14 protein-coding genes and 1 pseudogene are annotated in these 16,640 nt (G+C 44.4%); 8 read left to right on the top strand and 7 right to left on the bottom strand.

The genetic code is table 11. The annotated features are described in order from the left end of the window. The first annotated feature begins 10 nt into the window (after nucleotides 1-10). Both ITG10_RS04045 and thiI read left to right on the top strand, forming a co-directional pair. Nucleotides 11-958, top strand: a complete 948-nt coding sequence (locus ITG10_RS04045) for a flagellar motor protein MotB (RefSeq protein ID WP_017633412.1) — start codon at nucleotides 11-13, stop codon at nucleotides 956-958. Between the two features lie 338 nt (nucleotides 959-1,296). Continuing rightward, a complete protein-coding gene (gene thiI, locus ITG10_RS04040; RefSeq protein WP_026084499.1) occupies nucleotides 1,297-2,745 on the top strand; it encodes a tRNA uracil 4-sulfurtransferase ThiI in 1,449 nt (482 codons plus the stop codon). Between the two features lie 80 nt (nucleotides 2,746-2,825). Here the strand turns inward: thiI and ITG10_RS04035 are convergent. Next, nucleotides 2,826-4,018 (bottom strand): annotated as a pseudogene (locus ITG10_RS04035) (ISL3 family transposase). Nucleotides 4,019-4,686: 668 nt separating this feature from the next. Between ITG10_RS04035 and ITG10_RS04030 the strand changes: the two are divergent. From ITG10_RS04030 to ITG10_RS04005, 6 genes are all read left to right on the top strand, one after another. Then, nucleotides 4,687-5,595 carry a transcriptional regulator GcvA gene (locus ITG10_RS04030; RefSeq protein ID WP_248386718.1) on the top strand — a complete coding sequence of 303 codons (909 nt, stop codon included), beginning with the start codon at nucleotides 4,687-4,689 and terminating at the stop codon, nucleotides 5,593-5,595. Further along, on the top strand, nucleotides 5,588-6,211 hold the full coding sequence (locus ITG10_RS04025; RefSeq protein WP_017632368.1) for an alpha/beta fold hydrolase: 624 nt from the start codon (nucleotides 5,588-5,590) through the stop codon (nucleotides 6,209-6,211). Before ITG10_RS04030 ends, ITG10_RS04025 begins: the two co-directional genes overlap by 8 nt. Then, nucleotides 6,201-6,599 (top strand): DUF423 domain-containing protein, encoded by a 399-nt coding sequence (locus tag ITG10_RS04020; RefSeq protein WP_017632369.1) that lies wholly within the window; start codon nucleotides 6,201-6,203, stop codon nucleotides 6,597-6,599. The genes ITG10_RS04025 and ITG10_RS04020 overlap by 11 nt, the downstream gene beginning before the upstream one ends. After that, nucleotides 6,596-7,687 (top strand): 23S rRNA (cytidine(2498)-2'-O)-methyltransferase RlmM, encoded by a 1,092-nt coding sequence (rlmM, locus tag ITG10_RS04015; RefSeq protein ID WP_017632370.1) that lies wholly within the window; start codon nucleotides 6,596-6,598, stop codon nucleotides 7,685-7,687. The genes ITG10_RS04020 and rlmM overlap by 4 nt, the downstream gene beginning before the upstream one ends. A 184-nt stretch (nucleotides 7,688-7,871) precedes the next feature. Then, a complete protein-coding gene (gene tnpA / locus ITG10_RS04010; RefSeq protein ID WP_017633274.1) occupies nucleotides 7,872-8,306 on the top strand; it encodes an IS200/IS605 family transposase in 435 nt (144 codons plus the stop codon). Nucleotides 8,307-8,752: 446 nt separating this feature from the next. Next, nucleotides 8,753-10,783 (top strand): TonB-dependent receptor, encoded by a 2,031-nt coding sequence (locus ITG10_RS04005; protein ID WP_248386717.1) that lies wholly within the window; start codon nucleotides 8,753-8,755, stop codon nucleotides 10,781-10,783. An 85-nt stretch (nucleotides 10,784-10,868) separates the two neighbouring features. On the opposite strand, the gene ITG10_RS04000 is transcribed toward ITG10_RS04005, so the two are convergent. The 6 genes from ITG10_RS04000 to ITG10_RS03975 all read right to left on the bottom strand — a co-directional run bounded on the left by ITG10_RS04000 (nucleotide 10,869) and on the right by ITG10_RS03975 (nucleotide 16,534). Continuing rightward, nucleotides 10,869-11,018, bottom strand: coding sequence for an IS3 family transposase (locus tag ITG10_RS04000; protein WP_248386706.1), 150 nt, complete (start codon nucleotides 11,016-11,018; stop codon nucleotides 10,869-10,871). Beyond that, nucleotides 10,996-11,517: an IS3 family transposase gene (locus ITG10_RS03995; protein WP_282575749.1), complete on the bottom strand. Its 522-nt coding sequence runs from the start codon at nucleotides 11,515-11,517 to the stop codon at nucleotides 10,996-10,998. The genes ITG10_RS04000 and ITG10_RS03995 overlap by 23 nt, the downstream gene beginning before the upstream one ends. Nucleotides 11,518-11,692: 175 nt before the next feature. Beyond that, on the bottom strand, nucleotides 11,693-12,214 hold the full coding sequence (locus ITG10_RS03990; protein ID WP_248386715.1) for a helix-turn-helix domain-containing protein: 522 nt from the start codon (nucleotides 12,212-12,214) through the stop codon (nucleotides 11,693-11,695). A 108-nt stretch (nucleotides 12,215-12,322) separates the two neighbouring features. Then, nucleotides 12,323-13,096, bottom strand: coding sequence for a flap endonuclease Xni (gene xni, locus ITG10_RS03985; protein ID WP_017630803.1), 774 nt, complete (start codon nucleotides 13,094-13,096; stop codon nucleotides 12,323-12,325). A 176-nt stretch (nucleotides 13,097-13,272) separates the two neighbouring features. Next, nucleotides 13,273-14,637: a nucleotide 5'-monophosphate nucleosidase PpnN gene (gene ppnN, locus ITG10_RS03980; RefSeq protein WP_248386714.1), complete on the bottom strand. Its 1,365-nt coding sequence runs from the start codon at nucleotides 14,635-14,637 to the stop codon at nucleotides 13,273-13,275. 331 nt (nucleotides 14,638-14,968) lie between these two features. Continuing rightward, complete coding sequence (locus ITG10_RS03975) at nucleotides 14,969-16,534, bottom strand: GGDEF domain-containing protein (RefSeq protein WP_017630802.1); 1,566 nt, start codon at nucleotides 16,532-16,534, stop codon at nucleotides 14,969-14,971. Nucleotides 16,535-16,640 lie beyond the last annotated feature (106 nt).

Raw genomic sequence — 16,640 nt, 5'->3', positions numbered from 1 at the left:
GGAGTTTAAGATGGATGAAGAGAATCCATGTAAATGTCCTCCTCCGGGGTTACCTCAATGGATGGGGACATTTGCTGACTTGATGTCACTGCTGATGTGTTTCTTCGTACTGCTGCTCTCATTCTCTGAGATGGACGTACTGAAGTTTAAACAGATCGCGGGCTCGATGAAGTTTGCGTTTGGTGTACAAAACCGCTTAGAAGTAAAAGACATCCCGAAAGGGACCAGCATTATTGCACAAGAGTTTCGCCCTGGTCGTCCAGAGCCGACACCGATTGATGTGATCATGCAGCAAACCATTGATATTACTCAGCAGACGCTGGAGTTTCATGAAGGTGAATCTGAGCGTGCTGGTGGCACCATGCGCGACCAAGGCAAGATGACCGGAGGCAAGTCGCCAGAGGTTTCGACTCACGACAATCAAAACTCTGAGTCAGACCAACAGCAACAACAGGCTGAAGCTCAATCGCAAGAGATGGAAACCTTGATGGAGAGCATCAAGAAGGCGTTGGAAAGAGAAATCGACCAAGGCGCGATTGAGGTGGAAAACCTTGGCCAACAGATTGTGATTCGAATTCGTGAGAAGGGCGCATTCCCATCGGGTTCTGCTTTCCTACAGCCTAAGTTCCGACCTTTGGTGAGACAGGTGGCTGAACTGGTGAAAGATGTTCCGGGCATTGTTCGAATCTCAGGACACACCGATAACCAAAGACTTGATTCTGAGCTGTATCGTTCGAATTGGGACTTATCATCACAGCGAGCAGTATCTGTTGCTCAAGAGATGGAGAAGGTTCGCGGGTTCTCTCATCAACGCTTGAGAGTACGTGGTATGGCAGACACCGAGCCAGTAGAGCCGAACGATACTGAATGGCAACGCAGCCTAAACCGTCGCGTAGAGATCAGCATCATGCAGGGCGAGCCGCTATACAGTGAAGAAGTCCCAGCTATCTCTCAATAGTATCGAGATCTGAGTTATATCGAGTGATTAAATAAACTAGAAAGCCCAACCTTATGATGAGGTTGGGTTTTTTCTTTTGTTCGTGAGTTCTTAGCTGATCATTGCGTTGTACATCCATCAAACTGTCGATAGCGAGCAGAGGTGCTATTTTTAATAAGGTGCGTATTTATTAATGGTGCCTAAGCAAGCACTCTTTTCCTTGTTTCACTTTCTCATGTATAATTCGCGCCCTTAGATTTAGATATGATCTACTCTTGCTTCAAGTGCTGTGTAAATTCTCTAATTTACTTGGCGAAGAGCCTTTTAAAAATTTTGAACATTAATGTTGTGAAAGTACTATGAAATTTATTGTTAAGCCCCATCCGGAAATTTTTGTAAAAAGTGAATCGGTGCGTAAGCGCTTCACAAGGATTCTAGAGTGCAACATTCGTAACGTTATTCAGCGTCGCTGTGAAAGTGTTGCGGTATTCAACCGTCGCGATCATATCGAAGTGACGTCTGAGAGTGACCAGTACTACACAGAAGTGTTAGAGGCTCTGACTCACACTCCTGGTATTCACCACTCTCTTGAAGTTCAACAGTCTGAATTCAAAGACCTGCACGATATTTACGAGCAAGTACTAGAACGCAGCCGTGCTGACATTGAAGGCAAGACTTTCTCTGTTCGTGCTAAGCGTCGTGGTAAGCATGACTTTACGTCTATCGAGCTAGAGCGCTACGTAGGCGGCGGTCTAAACCAAGCCGTTGATTCAGCGAAAGTTCGACTTAAGAACCCAGACGTAACCGTTAATGTTGAAGTGGCTAACGACAAACTTAACCAAGTACTGGCTCGTCATAAAGGCCTTGGTGGTTTCCCTCTTGGTACTCAAGAAGACCTACTAAGCTTGATCTCTGGTGGTTTCGACTCTGGCGTTTCAAGCTACCTGCACATCAAACGCGGTTCTAAGGTTCACTACTGTTTCTTCAATCTTGGTGGCCCTGCGCATGAGATTGGCGTTAAGCAAGTAGCTCACTACCTATGGAACAAATACGGTTCATCTGCAAAAGTGAAGTTCATCTCTGTAGACTTCGAACCGGTTGTTGCTGAGATCCTTGAGAACGTAGAAGACGGCCAAATGGGCGTTGTTCTTAAGCGTATGTTCATGCGTGCTGGTGGTATGGTTGCAGAGCGTTTTGGTATTGAAGCGCTAGTAACAGGTGAAGCATTAGGTCAGGTTTCTAGCCAAACACTAACTAACCTTCGTCATATCGATAACGTGACAGATACGTTGATCCTTCGTCCTCTTATCAACTGGGACAAAGAAGACATCATCGACCTTTCTCGTATCATCGGTACTGAAGACTTTGCGAAAGTAATGCCAGAGTACTGTGGTGTTATCTCTAAGAAGCCAACAGTGAAAGCGAAGAAAGGTAAACTAGAAGCAGAAGAAGCTAAGTTTAACTTTGAAGTGCTGGATCAAGTGATCGAGAACGCTCGTGTTATGGATATTCGTGACATTGAGAAAGAGAGCCAAGAGCAAGCGCCTGAAGTTGAACAAGTTCAGGCTGTTGCTGAGCACGCTATCGTTCTAGATATCCGTAGCCCAGACGAAGAAGACGAAAGCCCACTAGAAATCGACGGTGTTGAAGTGAAGCACCTACCTTTCTACAAGCTAGCGACTCAGTTTGGTGACCTTGACCAAGGTAAAGAGTACCTACTGTATTGTGACCGTGGTGTAATGAGCCGTCTGCAAGCACTTTACTTGCAAGAGCAAGGCTTTAAGAATGTCAAGGTTTACCGTCCATAGTTAACCTTTGATGGTATGACTTCGGTCTGAGAACACATACGAAAAGCCGCTTACTGGAAAGTAAGCGGCTTTTTATTGGTTCATCGCGGCTTTCCGGGGAAAGCCGCTTTTATCTTCAAGAAGAAGTAGTCTGTATCTCGATATCCATACCCCATTCGCTTGATTAACTTTATTTTGTTGTTTATCCCTTCCAATGTGCAGGTGTTGAGCGGATAAGTTGCCGATGCAATAATACCGTGAAGATAAGGCCTCAGTTTTCGTGCAAACTCTTTCAATGGCTTAATTCCACTCTCTTGCACTTGTGCCCACCATACCTCCCAGAGCCCCTTAGCATGTGCTTCTGATTTACAGTACCAAAGCTCTTTGAGTTGTGAGCCGAGTATATAAGTGGCCATCAAGTCCTTATTGATATTCAATATTTCAGTAAGATAGCTATCTTGTCGTGCATTTAAATTACCTCTGTTTTCAGCAGTACCCAGCGTGAGCGCTTCACCCATTGCCTCGCTTTTTTATCCTGCTTGAGTTTGTTAGCTTGGTCGACTCTGACTCTATCCATCACCTCACGACCGAACCTAGCAACAACATGGAATAAGTCGTAAACGATTTTTGCATTCGGGCAGTGCGCTTGAACTTCAAGGTCAAAAGCCGTATTCATGTCCATTGCGACCGCTTCGATATTGTTACCATGCTTGCCTAACTGCTCGAAAAACGGTCGTATGTCCTTGCGGCTACGACCTAACCCTATCCAAATGACTTGGTGAGTCTTAGCATCAGCGATGACTGTGGCATATCGGTGCCCTTTAAAGATGGCGAACTCGTCCATGACGAGTTGCCTTAGCCCTTCCCATTTCACTGACGGTACCACTTGGCGAAGTCGACGTTTATCTATCTCTTTAATGGTGTGCCAATGAACGCTCGTTAACTGGGAGATATGCTTAATGGGAAGAAGAGGCAGTAGTTGTTCTATATAGCTTTTTAGACGCGTCGTTATACGAGCATAAGGCTCTAACCAAGATAGAAACTCTGTTTTTATGCCGCAGTCACGACACTTGATCCTTCGAGTTTGAACGGAAAGCTCAACAGGAACATTGAACAACATGGCCTCTTTCACATGACGCCATTGATACTCATGGATAGCCTCAGCTTCAAGACCGCAAAGGCATTTAGCCTCAGAATTAGGTTTAAGAGTTAGTGTAACAAGTGATGCTGTCTGGTGAGACTTTACTATTTTAAAGCCTTCCCAGAATGAAGATAGGAAAGTATGATTCGGCATGAAAACGGTAGTTTGTGTATGATTTTTGTTTGGCGACTAAACCATATCACTTACTACCGTTTTTTTGTTTTTAGTTCCCGCTAATCCGCGATGAACCTTTTTATTTATCGGTTGATTGTTATTCTGTCGTCGATAAAGTGGTTTGATAGCCTCACTCGTACGGTTTTTTGTCGTAAAAACAAGGCTGTGTGATAAAAAGAATTTAGGTGAGAGTTGTTATCAAAATGCGCAATGAAGTGCTTATATTTGTATGCGTATGATTGTTTACGTAAGCAGGCGTTAAATTTTGTGATTAGAGTCAGAAAATAGTAAGGATTAATTAGCACAGCTATTGATAAACTTGTTGTTAATTTTCTCTGGACATAAAAAAACACCGCCGTATAGGCGGTGTAAACAAATTTGACAGACAGGTCAAAATAAATACAGGAAGTATATGCCTCGTTTCAGGGTATAACTGCAACAAAACATTTGGTAGAACTCTACCCAACTCGAAAAGTACGAGTTTGCAAACACAACATCGCAGGAGCTAAGCCAATTGATTCTAGAGAGAATCAAGCCGTTCAGGCTAGCTGCTGCGGAATGAAATATAGAATTTCTCTGGCCGCTAGGCAATGGACAAATTATAATGTTTCAGATAAAAAAAACTAATGCTTATTTAGAGAGTAACTATGTCTCGTCGATTACCCCCATTAAACTCGTTAAGAGTGTTTGAAGCCGCTGCTCGACACTTGAGTTTTACGCGTGCTGCAGAAGAGTTGTTTGTTACTCAAGCTGCGGTTAGCCACCAGATCAAAGCACTTGAAGAATTCTTATCTTTGAAGCTTTTTCGTCGAAGAAACCGTTCTTTGTTGCTAACTGAAGAAGGACAAAGCTACTTCTTAGATATCAAAGATATTTTCACATCACTCGCAGAAGCCACTGACAAAGTGCTGGAGCGAAGTGAGAAGGGTGCATTGACCATCAGCTTACCGCCAAGTTTTGCTATTCAATGGTTAGTACCAAGGCTTGCCGACTTTAATCAGCAAGAACCTGATATCGATGTGCGAATCAAAGCCGTGGATATGGATGAAGGCTCGCTAACGGATGATGTCGACGTTGCTATCTATTATGGTCGAGGCAATTGGTCGGGGCTAAGAGCCGACAAGCTGTATCAAGAATATCTAATTCCGCTTTGTTCTCCTTCAGTGCTGCTAGGGGCAAAACCATTAGAATCTCTAAGTGATTTAGCATGCCATACGCTACTGCACGATACCTCTCGAAAAGATTGGAAACAGTTTGCTAAACAAAATGGTATCGATGGGGTTAACGTGAACCATGGCCCGATCTTCAGTCACTCAACCATGGTGCTTCAAGCGGTAGCTCACGGCCAAGGCATTGCATTGGGTAACAACGTTCTCGCACAACCAGAAATAGAAGCAGGTCGCTTGATAGCGCCGTTTGATGAGGTGTTGGTGAGTAAGAATGCCTTCTATGTAGTGTGTCACGAGAAACAAGCCGACATGGGCCGAATCGCGACCTTCCGTGATTGGATGCTGGCTAAAGCACAAAGTGAACAAGAGGACTTGCTGGATGAATAACATCATTATCGATGGTGAAGACAATCCAATCACCTTTATCTTCGCTCACGGCGCAGGTGCAGGCATGGACCACGAGTTCATGCAGTCAGTGGCAAAAGGGCTGGCCTTTAAAGGGATACGAGTGATTCGTTTCAATTTCCCTTACATGATCAAGCGTGCTGAAGATGGCAAGCGTCGTCCACCTGACAGAGCCCCTAAGCTACTTGAAGCCTACCAAGAGATCATCGAGCAATGCGATGCCGACAAGCTTGTGATTGGTGGTAAGTCGATGGGAGGGCGCATGGCAAGTCATTTATCTGAAGTGGATAAAGTGGCTGCTATGGCGTGTTTGGGTTTTCCTTTCCATCCGCCGGGCAAACCAGATAAGTACAAAGGCGAACATCTCGCTGAGTTAACCAAGCCGTGCCTTATTTTACAAGGTGAGCGTGATACCTTTGGTAAGCGTGAAGAGTTTGCTGACTTCAATCTGTCGGATTCAATTCGTGTTGAATTTATTCCCGATGGCGACCATAGCTTCAAGCCGCGCAAGAGCTCTGGCTATACTGAACAACAGAACATCGCGTTAACCGTTGAAAAGCTATCTGTATTTATCAAAGAGGTGCTGAATGAAAAGTAAGTATTTACTCACTTTCGCAGGCATTTCTGGTGCGATCGCTGTGATGCTTGGGGCATTTGCTGCACACGGTTTGAAAGCCATCTTGCCAGAGTATCTTTTGGGTGTGTTCGAGACGGGTGTTCAGTACCAGTTTATCCATACTCTAGCGATATTGGCGTGTGGCGCTCTGCTACAGATGAAACTTGGCGCTAAATCACAAAAATATTTTTTCATTGCGGCAATTTGCTTTATCATCGGCATCCTTTGTTTTAGTGGCAGCCTTTATGGGCTAGCACTGACAGGAATAAAATGGTTTGGCCCTATAACACCGTTTGGTGGTCTACTATTTATCATTGGTTGGGGAGTCTTCTCCTTCGCTGCTTTGAATATAAAAGAGGTAACTCAGTGAAACACGTACTACTTTATTGTCGCTCTGGTTTTGAAAAAGAATGTGCTGGCGAAATTCAAGACAAGGCAACACAACTGGAAGTGTTTGGTTTTCCTCGCCTAAAGAACAATACAGGCTTTGTATTGTTTGAATGTTACCAAGCAGGTGAAGCAGATAAGTTGATCAAAGAGATCGACTTCCAATCACTGATCTTTGCTCGTCAAATGCTAGCTGTAGCGGTTGAAATCAAAGACCTACCAACTGATGACCGTATCTCTCCAATTCTTGAGGCGCTTTCTGAGAAAGAAAGTTTCCCACGTTGTGGCGATATTCGTATTGAAACGCCAGATACTAACGAAGCAAAAGAGCTATTGAAGTTCTGCCGTAAGTTTACCGTGCCAATGCGTCAAGCAATGCGTGGTAAAGGCTTGATGACGGCTAAGGACAACGCTAAGAAGCCAGTACTGCACTTGTGCTTCATCGCTCCGGGTCACTGCTTTGTGGGTTACTCTTACCCATCGAACAACTCACAGTTCTTTATGGGCATTCCTCGTCTGAAATTCCCATCAGATGCACCAAGCCGTTCTACATTGAAGCTAGAAGAAGCGTTCCACGTATTCATCCCTCGTGATGAGTGGGATGAGCGTCTGGCTCCGGGTATGTGGGGTGTTGATTTAGGTGCGTGCCCAGGCGGTTGGACTTACCAACTGGTTAAGCGTTCGATGTTCGTTCACTGTGTTGATAACGGCATGATGGCAGACAGCCTAATGGAAACGGGTCAGATTAAGCACCACATGGTAGATGGCTTTAAATTCGAACCAGACCGTAAGAACGTAACTTGGATTATCTGTGACATGGTTGAAAAGCCAGCTCGTGTTGCACACCTTATGGGTGAGTGGATCATCAAGGGTTGGGCACAAGAAGCACTATTCAACCTGAAACTGCCAATGAAAGGCCGTTACGATGAAGTACTGCAGGATATCGAGAACCTAAAAGTGTTCCTTATTGAGAACAAAGTGAAGTTCAAGATGCAAGCTAAGCACCTTTACCACGATCGCGAAGAGATCACGGTTCATATCCAGTCGCTTTCAAACATCTCACCGCACTAATATTTGCGTTAGTGCCAGTCTCAGTATCGAGATAAAGAAAATGCTCCTTTAAGGGGCATTTTTTATTTTCAGCCCTAAACCACCTACTTCAGTAGGTGGTTATCATTCAGTTTGGCTTTGCCTGTAGTTCTACCCATGTTAAATGCTCCCTTGATTTTTAGCGAAGTCAAAGAGGACAAATAACATGAGCAGATATAATCAAGCTTCCCACGTATTTTGGAGATGTCAATATCACATAGTGTGGACACCAAAGTATCGATTTAGGATTTTGAAAAACAATGTAGGTAAAGAAGTTTATCGATGTATAAACGTTTACTGTAATCAACTTGGATGTGAAGTCGTTGAATTAAACGTTCAAGTTGACCACGTGCACTTGGTAGTAAAAGTTCCGCCTAAGTTATCGATATCCAAGTTGATGGGCGTATTGAAAGGCAAAATAGCTTTAAAACTCTTTAGTAAATTTCCATATTTAAGGAGAAACAAACTCTGGGGTAACCACTTTTGGCAAAGGGGCTATTTTGTCGATAGCGTAGGGGTTAATGAAGAAATCATTCGACGCTATGTAAGACATCAAGAGAAAAAAGAGCGCGTGGAGCAGCAGCAATTGGCGTTGGACTAAACAAAAGCCCCCTTTTAGGGGGCTCACATAAAGCCACCTTCTTTAGAAGGTGGTAATTTACATCTGCAGTTTGGCAATTGCTCAGTTAAATCCATTGTTACATGTTGTAGAAAGTCGCACTCATGAGTCAGCTATGGGTGTTATGACTATCAACACAACTCGCAGAAAAATCGTTAAATGTCCTATATCAGCGGTGATTTGATGTGAAAAAAGCCGTAAGTGATCGAGACATACGGCTACCTAATTCAGGGGTGATACGAAGAAGGGTTTATTCAAAGATTCAGCAGCAAAACGAAGTAAGTTTTACAGCCAGAACATCCTAATCGAATTCTGTTTTATTAAAAGTAAGGGAACGTAAGTAGAGAATGTAAATGATAAGAATTATCATTCAAATTGTGTAATATTCACGCCTCCTCACTCGAATTTATAAAATATAAAAACAGAATATGAAACTTAAAGCATTATCAGTGGCCGTTACGGTTGCCTTAACTTCATTTACAGCGCTTGCTGCTGACGAACAAGAAACCGTTGTTGTTATCGGTTCTGCCCTTGACCAACTTGTTCAAACTGAAATCAACTCTGACACGCTTGAAAAGAAACAAGCATCGGACATCAAAGATGTTCTGAACACCATGCCAAGTGTGACGGTAGACGGAAACGCACGTTACTCTCGTAAAGTGTATGTACGTGGTATGGAAGACAAATTTGCCGTAGTGACCATTGATGGTGCTCGTCAAGAAGGTCAGCTGTTCCACCACTCTGGTGATCAGGCGATTGACCCAGCGATGCTTAAGCGTGCTGAAATTGAACTAGGCGGTAACTCTGCGCTATCGGGTTCAGGTGCGATTAATGGCTCGTTTAGTTACGAGACTAAAGACCCAAGCGACCTTCTTAAACCGGGTGAAAGCATTGGTGCTCGAGTTAAAACCAGCTACCAAACCGCTTACGAACGTTTCGCAACCAACGTTGCTGTGTACGCAAAAGTGAACGACAAGCTGCAGTTCATGGGTATTGCAAACTACTCAGAAGATGGTGACCTACATATCCCAGATCAGGAAGCGGTAACGTCTAAGCAAGGCGAACTGAAATCAGGTTTGGCTAAGGTTGTTTTCATCCCGAACGATGCCAACGAATTCAAGCTGACTTTCAACCGATACAACGATGGCGGTAAGCGCCAATTGTCAGGTGAGAAGGCAGGTGCTCTGTATGCTGATGATGAACACAACTACCACTCGCTAAACCGCGATACTGTGACTCTGCAGCACGAATACGACGCAGGTAGCGATTTGGTACATCTGAAAACCAATATCTACTACAACCGCCAGTACATGGAGCGTGATGCGCTTGTTGATACTGCTTGGGATAAAGACGCGAACGGTAACTGGATAAAAGATGGCACGATTGCTATTCCTGATCGCGAATACAATGTGACGACCATTGGTGGTGACATTCGTAATATCTCTTGGGTTGGCGAGCATGAGCTGACTTACGGTCTTGATGGTTATAAAGCAGAGCAGTGGATTGATGCGGGTGACGGTGTTTACCAAAGCGGTTCTAAACAAGGTGAAACTAAGAAGTACGGCATGGATGGCGGTACGGTGACGGCTTACGGCCTTTACCTACAAGACATGTATGAGTTCAGCGACTTCCGTTTAACAACAGGTTTGCGTTACGACGTTCATAAACTTGGTGGAGTTTACGATGGTGACTTCGACCAGTTGTCTCCGAAATTCAAAGGTGAATACCAAACCACGGATAACCTAAAACTTCGTGTCGGCTATGGTCGTCTGTTTAAAGGTGCATCATTGCCAGAAGCATTAACGATGAAAGCGGCACCTGATGTTAACCAGTCTGATACTAAGGCGATGACGGGTAACAACTACGAAGCGGGCTTTGATTATGAGCTGACACGTCTGCTTGCTGCTGACTACGCTATCTTAGGTTTCACGGCTTACACCTACAACCTTGATAACCAAATGCACCCAACCAAGAACAACTCAACACTGGCAAACCAGTATGATGTTGAAGTGTGGGGTGTGGAAACAGTATTGAGCTATGAACTAGATTCTCTGAGCGTATACGCGAACCACTCATACTCAGACGGTGACCAGAAAGATCTAGAGAATGGCAAAACCAGCCATATGAGCAAAACAGGCATTCACAACTTCAAAGCGGGCTTCAACTACAGCCTAAACAGCGAGTTTGTGCTTGGTTGGGATTCTCGCTTTGTTCCGGGTAATGACTACATGGACGAAGATGGTGAACAAGTGAAGCGTGCTGGTTTTGCAACACATAACATTTGGGCGGCTTACACCCCTACGTTTGCTAAAGACCTAGAGATGAACATCGGTATCGATAACCTACTTGATAAGAAATACGCAGAGCACACTGGCTTTGGTATCTCTTGGGGCTCTGATAAGTACACCAGCTACGAAGCCGGTCGTAACTTCAAAGCTTCTATCGCTTATAACTTCTAATCATCCGATTGAGTCCGCTTAGGCGGTCGCCGTAAATAACAAAAAGCCTTAGTATGAAGTGACCCCGTAAAGTTGGACATTTCTGTTAAGCGGCTTTCAAGGCCTGAGTTCGATATTCCATCGGAGTCAGGCCTTTTAGTTTCACTTTTATACGTTTGGTATTGTAGTACTCGATGTATTCTTTAATTTGCTCTATCAGAGCATCTGCATCTTCAAAGCTTTGGTTGTGATACATCTCTGTTTTGAGTAAAGCAAAAGTTTTCAGCAACAGCATTATCCAAGCAGTTACCTTTTCTCGACATGCTTTGCGTTAACCCACTCTCCGCTACCTTTTTCTGATAGTGTCGATGACGATATTGCCAACCTTGATCGCTATGTATAATTGGCTTTGAGTTGGGTTTAAGCGTAGATATAGCCTCCGTCAGCATATCCGTGACAAGCGGCAAACAAGCATTTTTGGCCACTCTATAAGCAACCACTTCCTGAGTAAACAAGTCGACAACGGGAGACAAGTATACTTTCTGCTCTTTGACTTTGAACTCCGTGACATCAGTTACCCATTTTTCATCGGGTTGAGTCGCACTAAAATCTCTTTCAAGCACGTTAGGAGCAGTTGTTCCAGACTTACCTCGGTATGAACGATACTTTTTAATCCTGACCGTCGATTTAAGGTTGAGCTGAGCCATAAGCCTTTGAACCGTTTTGTGATTGAGCACGAACCCCTGATTTTTAATTCCAAGTGAATACGGCGGTAGCCATATCGGCCCTTATGTTCATGATAAATTGACTTTATCAACTGCAGCTCACGTTTCGTAGCTATTTGGGCGCTTGCTTGTTTGAGCCTGATAATAAAAGACACTTTTTGCCAGCTGTAGAGTGTGCAGTAAGTGCTTCAACGGGTACTGACCTTTAAGAGTTAGAGCTATGACCGCTTTTTCTTTGTTCGACGGTTTTTTCCTGCTCCAACTCTTCCAACTTTTTTAGAACGGCATTCTCGGTTCGTAAGTAGACCAACTCCTCTTTTAGCTCCTCAAGTGTCATTTCATTATCAGGCTTAGTGGTACGTTGAGGTTGCTGTTTCATTGAGGGTCTTCCTTTCTGGCGCATTTTGAGCCCCTTGATACCGAGCTCATTAAATCGTTTGAGCCAGACAGAGAGTATCCCAGGGGATGAGAGGTTTAATACAGCGCTAGTGTGCGTGAGAGACCATTCATTCGTCCACATTAAATTCAATGCTTTTCGTTTTGTCTGAGCAGTAGCAGCATGCTTAGTTGGTAAAAATGAAGCAGTGCCGTGGATGGCAAACACTTGAGCCCAATACCGAACCTGTCTTGACGAAATTGAATATTGTTTGGCTAAGTAGAGAGATGACGTGCCATCTAAGTATTGCTTAGCAATGATACATTTTAGCTCTCGGCTATATTTGGACATAAAAAGACCCCCAATAATTGGTGTCCAACTATTGGGGGTCAGTTCAGTATCGACTAAGGCTTTTCTGTATCTGAGGTTTTGTGAAAATAGAGATCTTGTATATGAGAGCTAAGCGTTTGCTTCGTAGCGAATATCTTGCAGGTTAAAGCCTAAATCAATGTCTGTTTTCAAAGCTGAAACCAGCTTACATAAGCGAGCGGATTCGATGTGTTCATCGAACTTCTTGCGATATTTTTTCGGCAAGTCTTCTGCTTGATAGGCGCTTTCAATATCAGGGTAGGTGGTTAATATCTCTTTTGCCGCTTTAGGGCCGACACCTGGAATCCCCGGCACTTGGCTAGAGCTCACACCGGTTAAGCCCCAGTAATCAGCAAGTTGTTCAGGTTTTACGCCAAACTCCGCTTCAATAAAGGGTTTGTCTAACCAGCGATGTTGGAAGTAATCACGGATCTGTAGGGTAGGTGATAGCAGTTGGCAGTAGCCCTTATCCGTCGAGATGATGGTGACGGTTTCACCGTGATCAGCCACTTTCTTTGCCAATGTTGCCACTAAATCATCCGCTTCATCGCCATCTGATAATAGTGAATCAATACCTAGTTCCCACCAAGCTTGTTGGATAGCATCAAGGCCCTTCATCAGTGGTTCTGGCATTGGCTTACGGTTCTGTTTATAAGCTGGTAGTACTTCAGCGCGCCAGCCTCGATCTTGTAAGTGATGATCAAACACTGCGATGATGTGAGTTGGCTTAGACTCAGAAAGGATTTTATTGAGAGTACGAGTTGTCGTGGTGATGGTTCTTGTTATATCGGTTGGATCCGGCTGAACAGAGTGCACGCGTCGGATGAGGTTTAAGGCATCGATGATAACAAGATGGATAGACATAAGTTTCCACTAAATAGGCAATAAAAAAGGGGCTGCTAGCCCCTTATAGTAACGTATCACTTGGTGAGTTGAAACGTTAGCGACGTAAACGTTATAACCTGATTAACGTTATAACCTGATTAACGTTATGCCTGACAATTGGTTATCTGTGACATGGTTGCAATGAGTGAGTGTAACTAATCGCTCGGCGCAATTTTATAACAAGGCACATAGTCAGTACCGCCCGGCAGTTTCATTCGATGCTGTTCAACAAAGTCATTCAGCAGTTGGTCCATTTTGGTCATTAGCTCTTTGTCGCCATCGATGATGAATGGGCCATGTTTTTCGATCTCTAGAATACCTTCAGCTTTGACGTTACCTGCCACAATACCTGAGAACGCTTTACGTAAATTCGCTGCTAGGCTCTCTGTTTTTTGGTCCATATGAAGATCCAGTGCCGCCATAGATTCATGAGTAGGGTCGAACGGTAGTTGGAACTCTGGTTCAATATGCAGTGACCAGTTGTAGCTATACGCATCGCCGGTCTCCTTACGGTGAGAGCGCACATTTGGCATCGCTTGTTTCATTATTTTCGCAGCACGTGCTGGGTCATCAATCACGATCTCATAGTGTTTTTGTGCATCAGGACCTAAGGTCTCACCAATGAACTTATCAATCGAGCGGAAGTAAGCTTCGCTCTCTTTTGAGCCCGTTAACACAATCGGCATTGGTTGTTCGGCGTTATTCGGGTGCATCATGATCCCTAAGATGTACAACAGCTCTTCGGCAGTACCGGGGCCGCCTGGGAAAATGATTATGCCATGCGCCATACGAACGAAGGCCTCGAGACGTTTCTCGATGTCTGGCATGATCACTAGCTCGTTCACGATCGGGTTTGGTGGCTCAGCCGCAATGATCGAAGGTTCAGTAAGCCCTAGATAACGATGATCGGTGTAACGCTGTTTTGCATGACCAATCGCTGCCCCTTTCATTGGACCTTCCATCGCACCCGGTCCACAACCCGTACAGATATTTAGTTCGCGCAGGCCAAGTTCATTACCCACTTCACGTGTGTATTGGTATTCGCTAGCATTGATTGAGTGACCACCCCAACACACGATGAGGTTTGGCTCGATGCCCGGAGTTAGCGCACCTGCGTTTCTCAAAATACCAAATACTAAGTTGGTGATGTGAGTGGCGTTGGTGAGGTTGAGCCTTTGGTTATCGGCCAAGTGCATGTTGACGTAAACAATGTCACGCAACACTGAAAATAGGTGTTCTTGGATGCCCTTGATGATTTCACCATCAACAAAAGCATGCTCAGGTGGGTTGCTCAGTTCGAGCTTGATACCACGTTCACGGCGAACGACTTCGACATCGAACGACAGGTACTTGTCGAGTAACTCTTTGGAGTTGTCGGTGTGGCTACCTGAGTTGAGTACCGCTAACGTACAGTTACGATACAGTTGGTACAGATCACTAGACGCGGTTTTCTTAAGACGCTCAACCTCAAGTTGAGAGAGTAAATCCATGCTACCGGCAGGGCTGATATGAGTGATCATAGTGCCTCCTTATTGAAAAGAGCAGGGGACGTTGAAGTGACCCTCTGGCTCGAGAGTGAGAAGCAAACGTTGAAAATGTTTGGTTAAGGGTGAGAGAGTTAACCAGACGAAACGGATACGACAGCGTTGCTTAATGGCTTTTGTAAACTTGCTTAATAGCTCATATGTATCGGCTTAAGAGCGACTATACATTGGTTTAAGAGCGACTTTACAGCATTGCTTGCCAAGAATGCTTGTTAAGCGAATGTTAATCATTAGCTTAGCAAACATTGAGGGAAATGGTATGTGATAAGTATTTGAAAAAATGAAATAAATTAAACCTAGGAAAGGTCTAGTTCCAAACCAGTTGGTTAGTACCGCGCTGTTTTGCTTTATTTAGCGTCTTATTGAGTCGCTCTAACACTTCTTCAGGCGTATCTGATTCTTTAAATTGAGTACTCGCGGCACACAAGGTAATCGTGATTTGTTGGTCACGGAACTTAAACGGTAAGCGGCTAACTTGAGTCTGGATGTTTTGAATCACCTGATGGCAATATTCATCGGTTTGTTCGGGTAGCAACAAGATAAACTCTTCACCAGAAAAGCGAGCCACAGTATCGGTGGTGCCTGTTTCTTTGGTGATGGTTCGCGCGATGATCTTGAGTGCCTTGTCGCCTGCCGTATAACCAAAGCTATCATTAATGGCTTTGAAGTTATCGATGTCTAGCAGTACCACACGCAGTGAGTGTTGCGCGCGAATCCAGCGGCGGTATTCAAGTTCTAAGCGATCGGTAAAGGCTGTGCGGTTGTAAACCTTAGTAAGTGGGTCAAGCAGCATACGTTGAGCCTGATCTTCCAGACGTTTGCGGTAATCTTGGGTCACTTCATAGAGCGAGTCTAACTGAGTTTTTCCGTAACTCATTCTCTCTATCAGAGCTTGTTCTTTCTGCTCCGCATGATTCAGCCTTTCTGAAAGCGAGGCGATTTCACTGAGTAGGGGATTGATCGACATCTTTAAGTTATCGATGTCTGTGGCTTTATCCACTGAGCTTTGGCTCTTAGAAACCAACTCATTCAATTCTGAATTCAGACCTTGGCGGTGCTCAAAGTAGCTTTGGCTCTGGTCGGCATTTTGGTCTGCGGTTTTGATGCTAGACGCAAGTGAAGAGTTAAGCTGATCAATAAACTGTTCAGACTTTTTGCGCTCTAGATTGGTGCCTTCAATGACCAGCTTGAGAATTTGCAGTGTCAGCTCAAGTAGGTTTTGTGTTGAAACACCAAGCAGCAGTTTTGCTCGAATATCGGTAAGCAGATCACCCGATTCACCCTCGAAGTCGAGTTCAGTGATCAGATGTTGTAATTCGTTTGATAGGTCGGAAAGGAGTTCTTGCTCTGGAGACTGCGCAGCGTCGGCAAAATGAGTGCGTGAGTTATTCGCCATAATCTTTATGGCACGCTCATAAATACCGAGAAGTTTCATGGCATGGTCGACTTTCTGACTGCCATTGCATTCGGAGAAGCTAAGTAAGTTTCGTAGGTCGCGTTTCAACTGCGCTGGTAAACCAGTGATGCGTTGCAGCGTTTCCCCACTGTGCTTAATGCTATCGTCCAGATATCCGTTCTGTTTATCCATAGCCAACGTTTTCTGCTTAAGCATCCTTTCTAATACTGCCAGCTTTGGGATCATTGAGCTAATGTCTTTTTGCTTTTCTAGCTCTTCCCTAAGGGCAATGAGGTTTTCATCTAAATGGCTGTTACTGCCAACACATGCATCACTTAAAGATGTGACGATACGCTTTAGAACTTTCTGTTCTCGAATAAATTTGAACGAGGTGTCTCTTTGCGTCAAACGGACCTGCTCCAACTGAGATTTCAGCTGGTGGAGTTGCGCCTGAATGTCTTTTTCAAGAATGCCCATAGATGTATTAATTAGCGCCGCGTAGACCGATCTCGATCATTTTGATGAAATTCCGTTACATCGATAATAACAAAACTAAAAATAAGGTCACGACTTGCAAGTCTTA

Source organism: Vibrio sp. ED004 (genome assembly GCF_023206395.1).
In the GTDB taxonomy this organism is placed as follows: Bacteria; Pseudomonadota; Gammaproteobacteria; order Enterobacterales; family Vibrionaceae; genus Vibrio.
This window is presented reverse-complemented; position numbering and strand designations above follow the sequence as displayed.

Bases quoted from the DNA above. Each gene is read 5' to 3' on its own strand.
- ITG10_RS04030 (WP_248386718.1), top strand. From the start codon at position 4,687: ATGTCTCGTCGATTACCCCCATTAAACTCGTTAAGAGTGTTTGAAGCC.
- ITG10_RS04005 (WP_248386717.1), top strand. From the start codon at position 8,753: ATGAAACTTAAAGCATTATCAGTGGCCGTTACGGTTGCCTTAACTTCA.
- ITG10_RS04045 (WP_017633412.1), top strand. From the start codon at position 11: ATGGATGAAGAGAATCCATGTAAATGTCCTCCTCCGGGGTTACCTCAA.
- ITG10_RS04025 (WP_017632368.1), top strand. From the start codon at position 5,588: ATGAATAACATCATTATCGATGGTGAAGACAATCCAATCACCTTTATC.
- thiI (WP_026084499.1), top strand. From the start codon at position 1,297: ATGAAATTTATTGTTAAGCCCCATCCGGAAATTTTTGTAAAAAGTGAA.
- tnpA (WP_017633274.1), top strand. From the start codon at position 7,872: ATGAGCAGATATAATCAAGCTTCCCACGTATTTTGGAGATGTCAATAT.
- ppnN (WP_248386714.1), bottom strand. From the start codon at position 14,637: ATGATCACTCATATCAGCCCTGCCGGTAGCATGGATTTACTCTCTCAA.
- ITG10_RS03975 (WP_017630802.1), bottom strand. From the start codon at position 16,534: ATGGGCATTCTTGAAAAAGACATTCAGGCGCAACTCCACCAGCTGAAA.
- ITG10_RS04000 (WP_248386706.1), bottom strand. From the start codon at position 11,018: ATGTATCACAACCAAAGCTTTGAAGATGCAGATGCTCTGATAGAGCAA.
- ITG10_RS04020 (WP_017632369.1), top strand. From the start codon at position 6,201: ATGAAAAGTAAGTATTTACTCACTTTCGCAGGCATTTCTGGTGCGATC.
- xni (WP_017630803.1), bottom strand. From the start codon at position 13,096: ATGTCTATCCATCTTGTTATCATCGATGCCTTAAACCTCATCCGACGC.
- ITG10_RS03990 (WP_248386715.1), bottom strand. From the start codon at position 12,214: ATGTCCAAATATAGCCGAGAGCTAAAATGTATCATTGCTAAGCAATAC.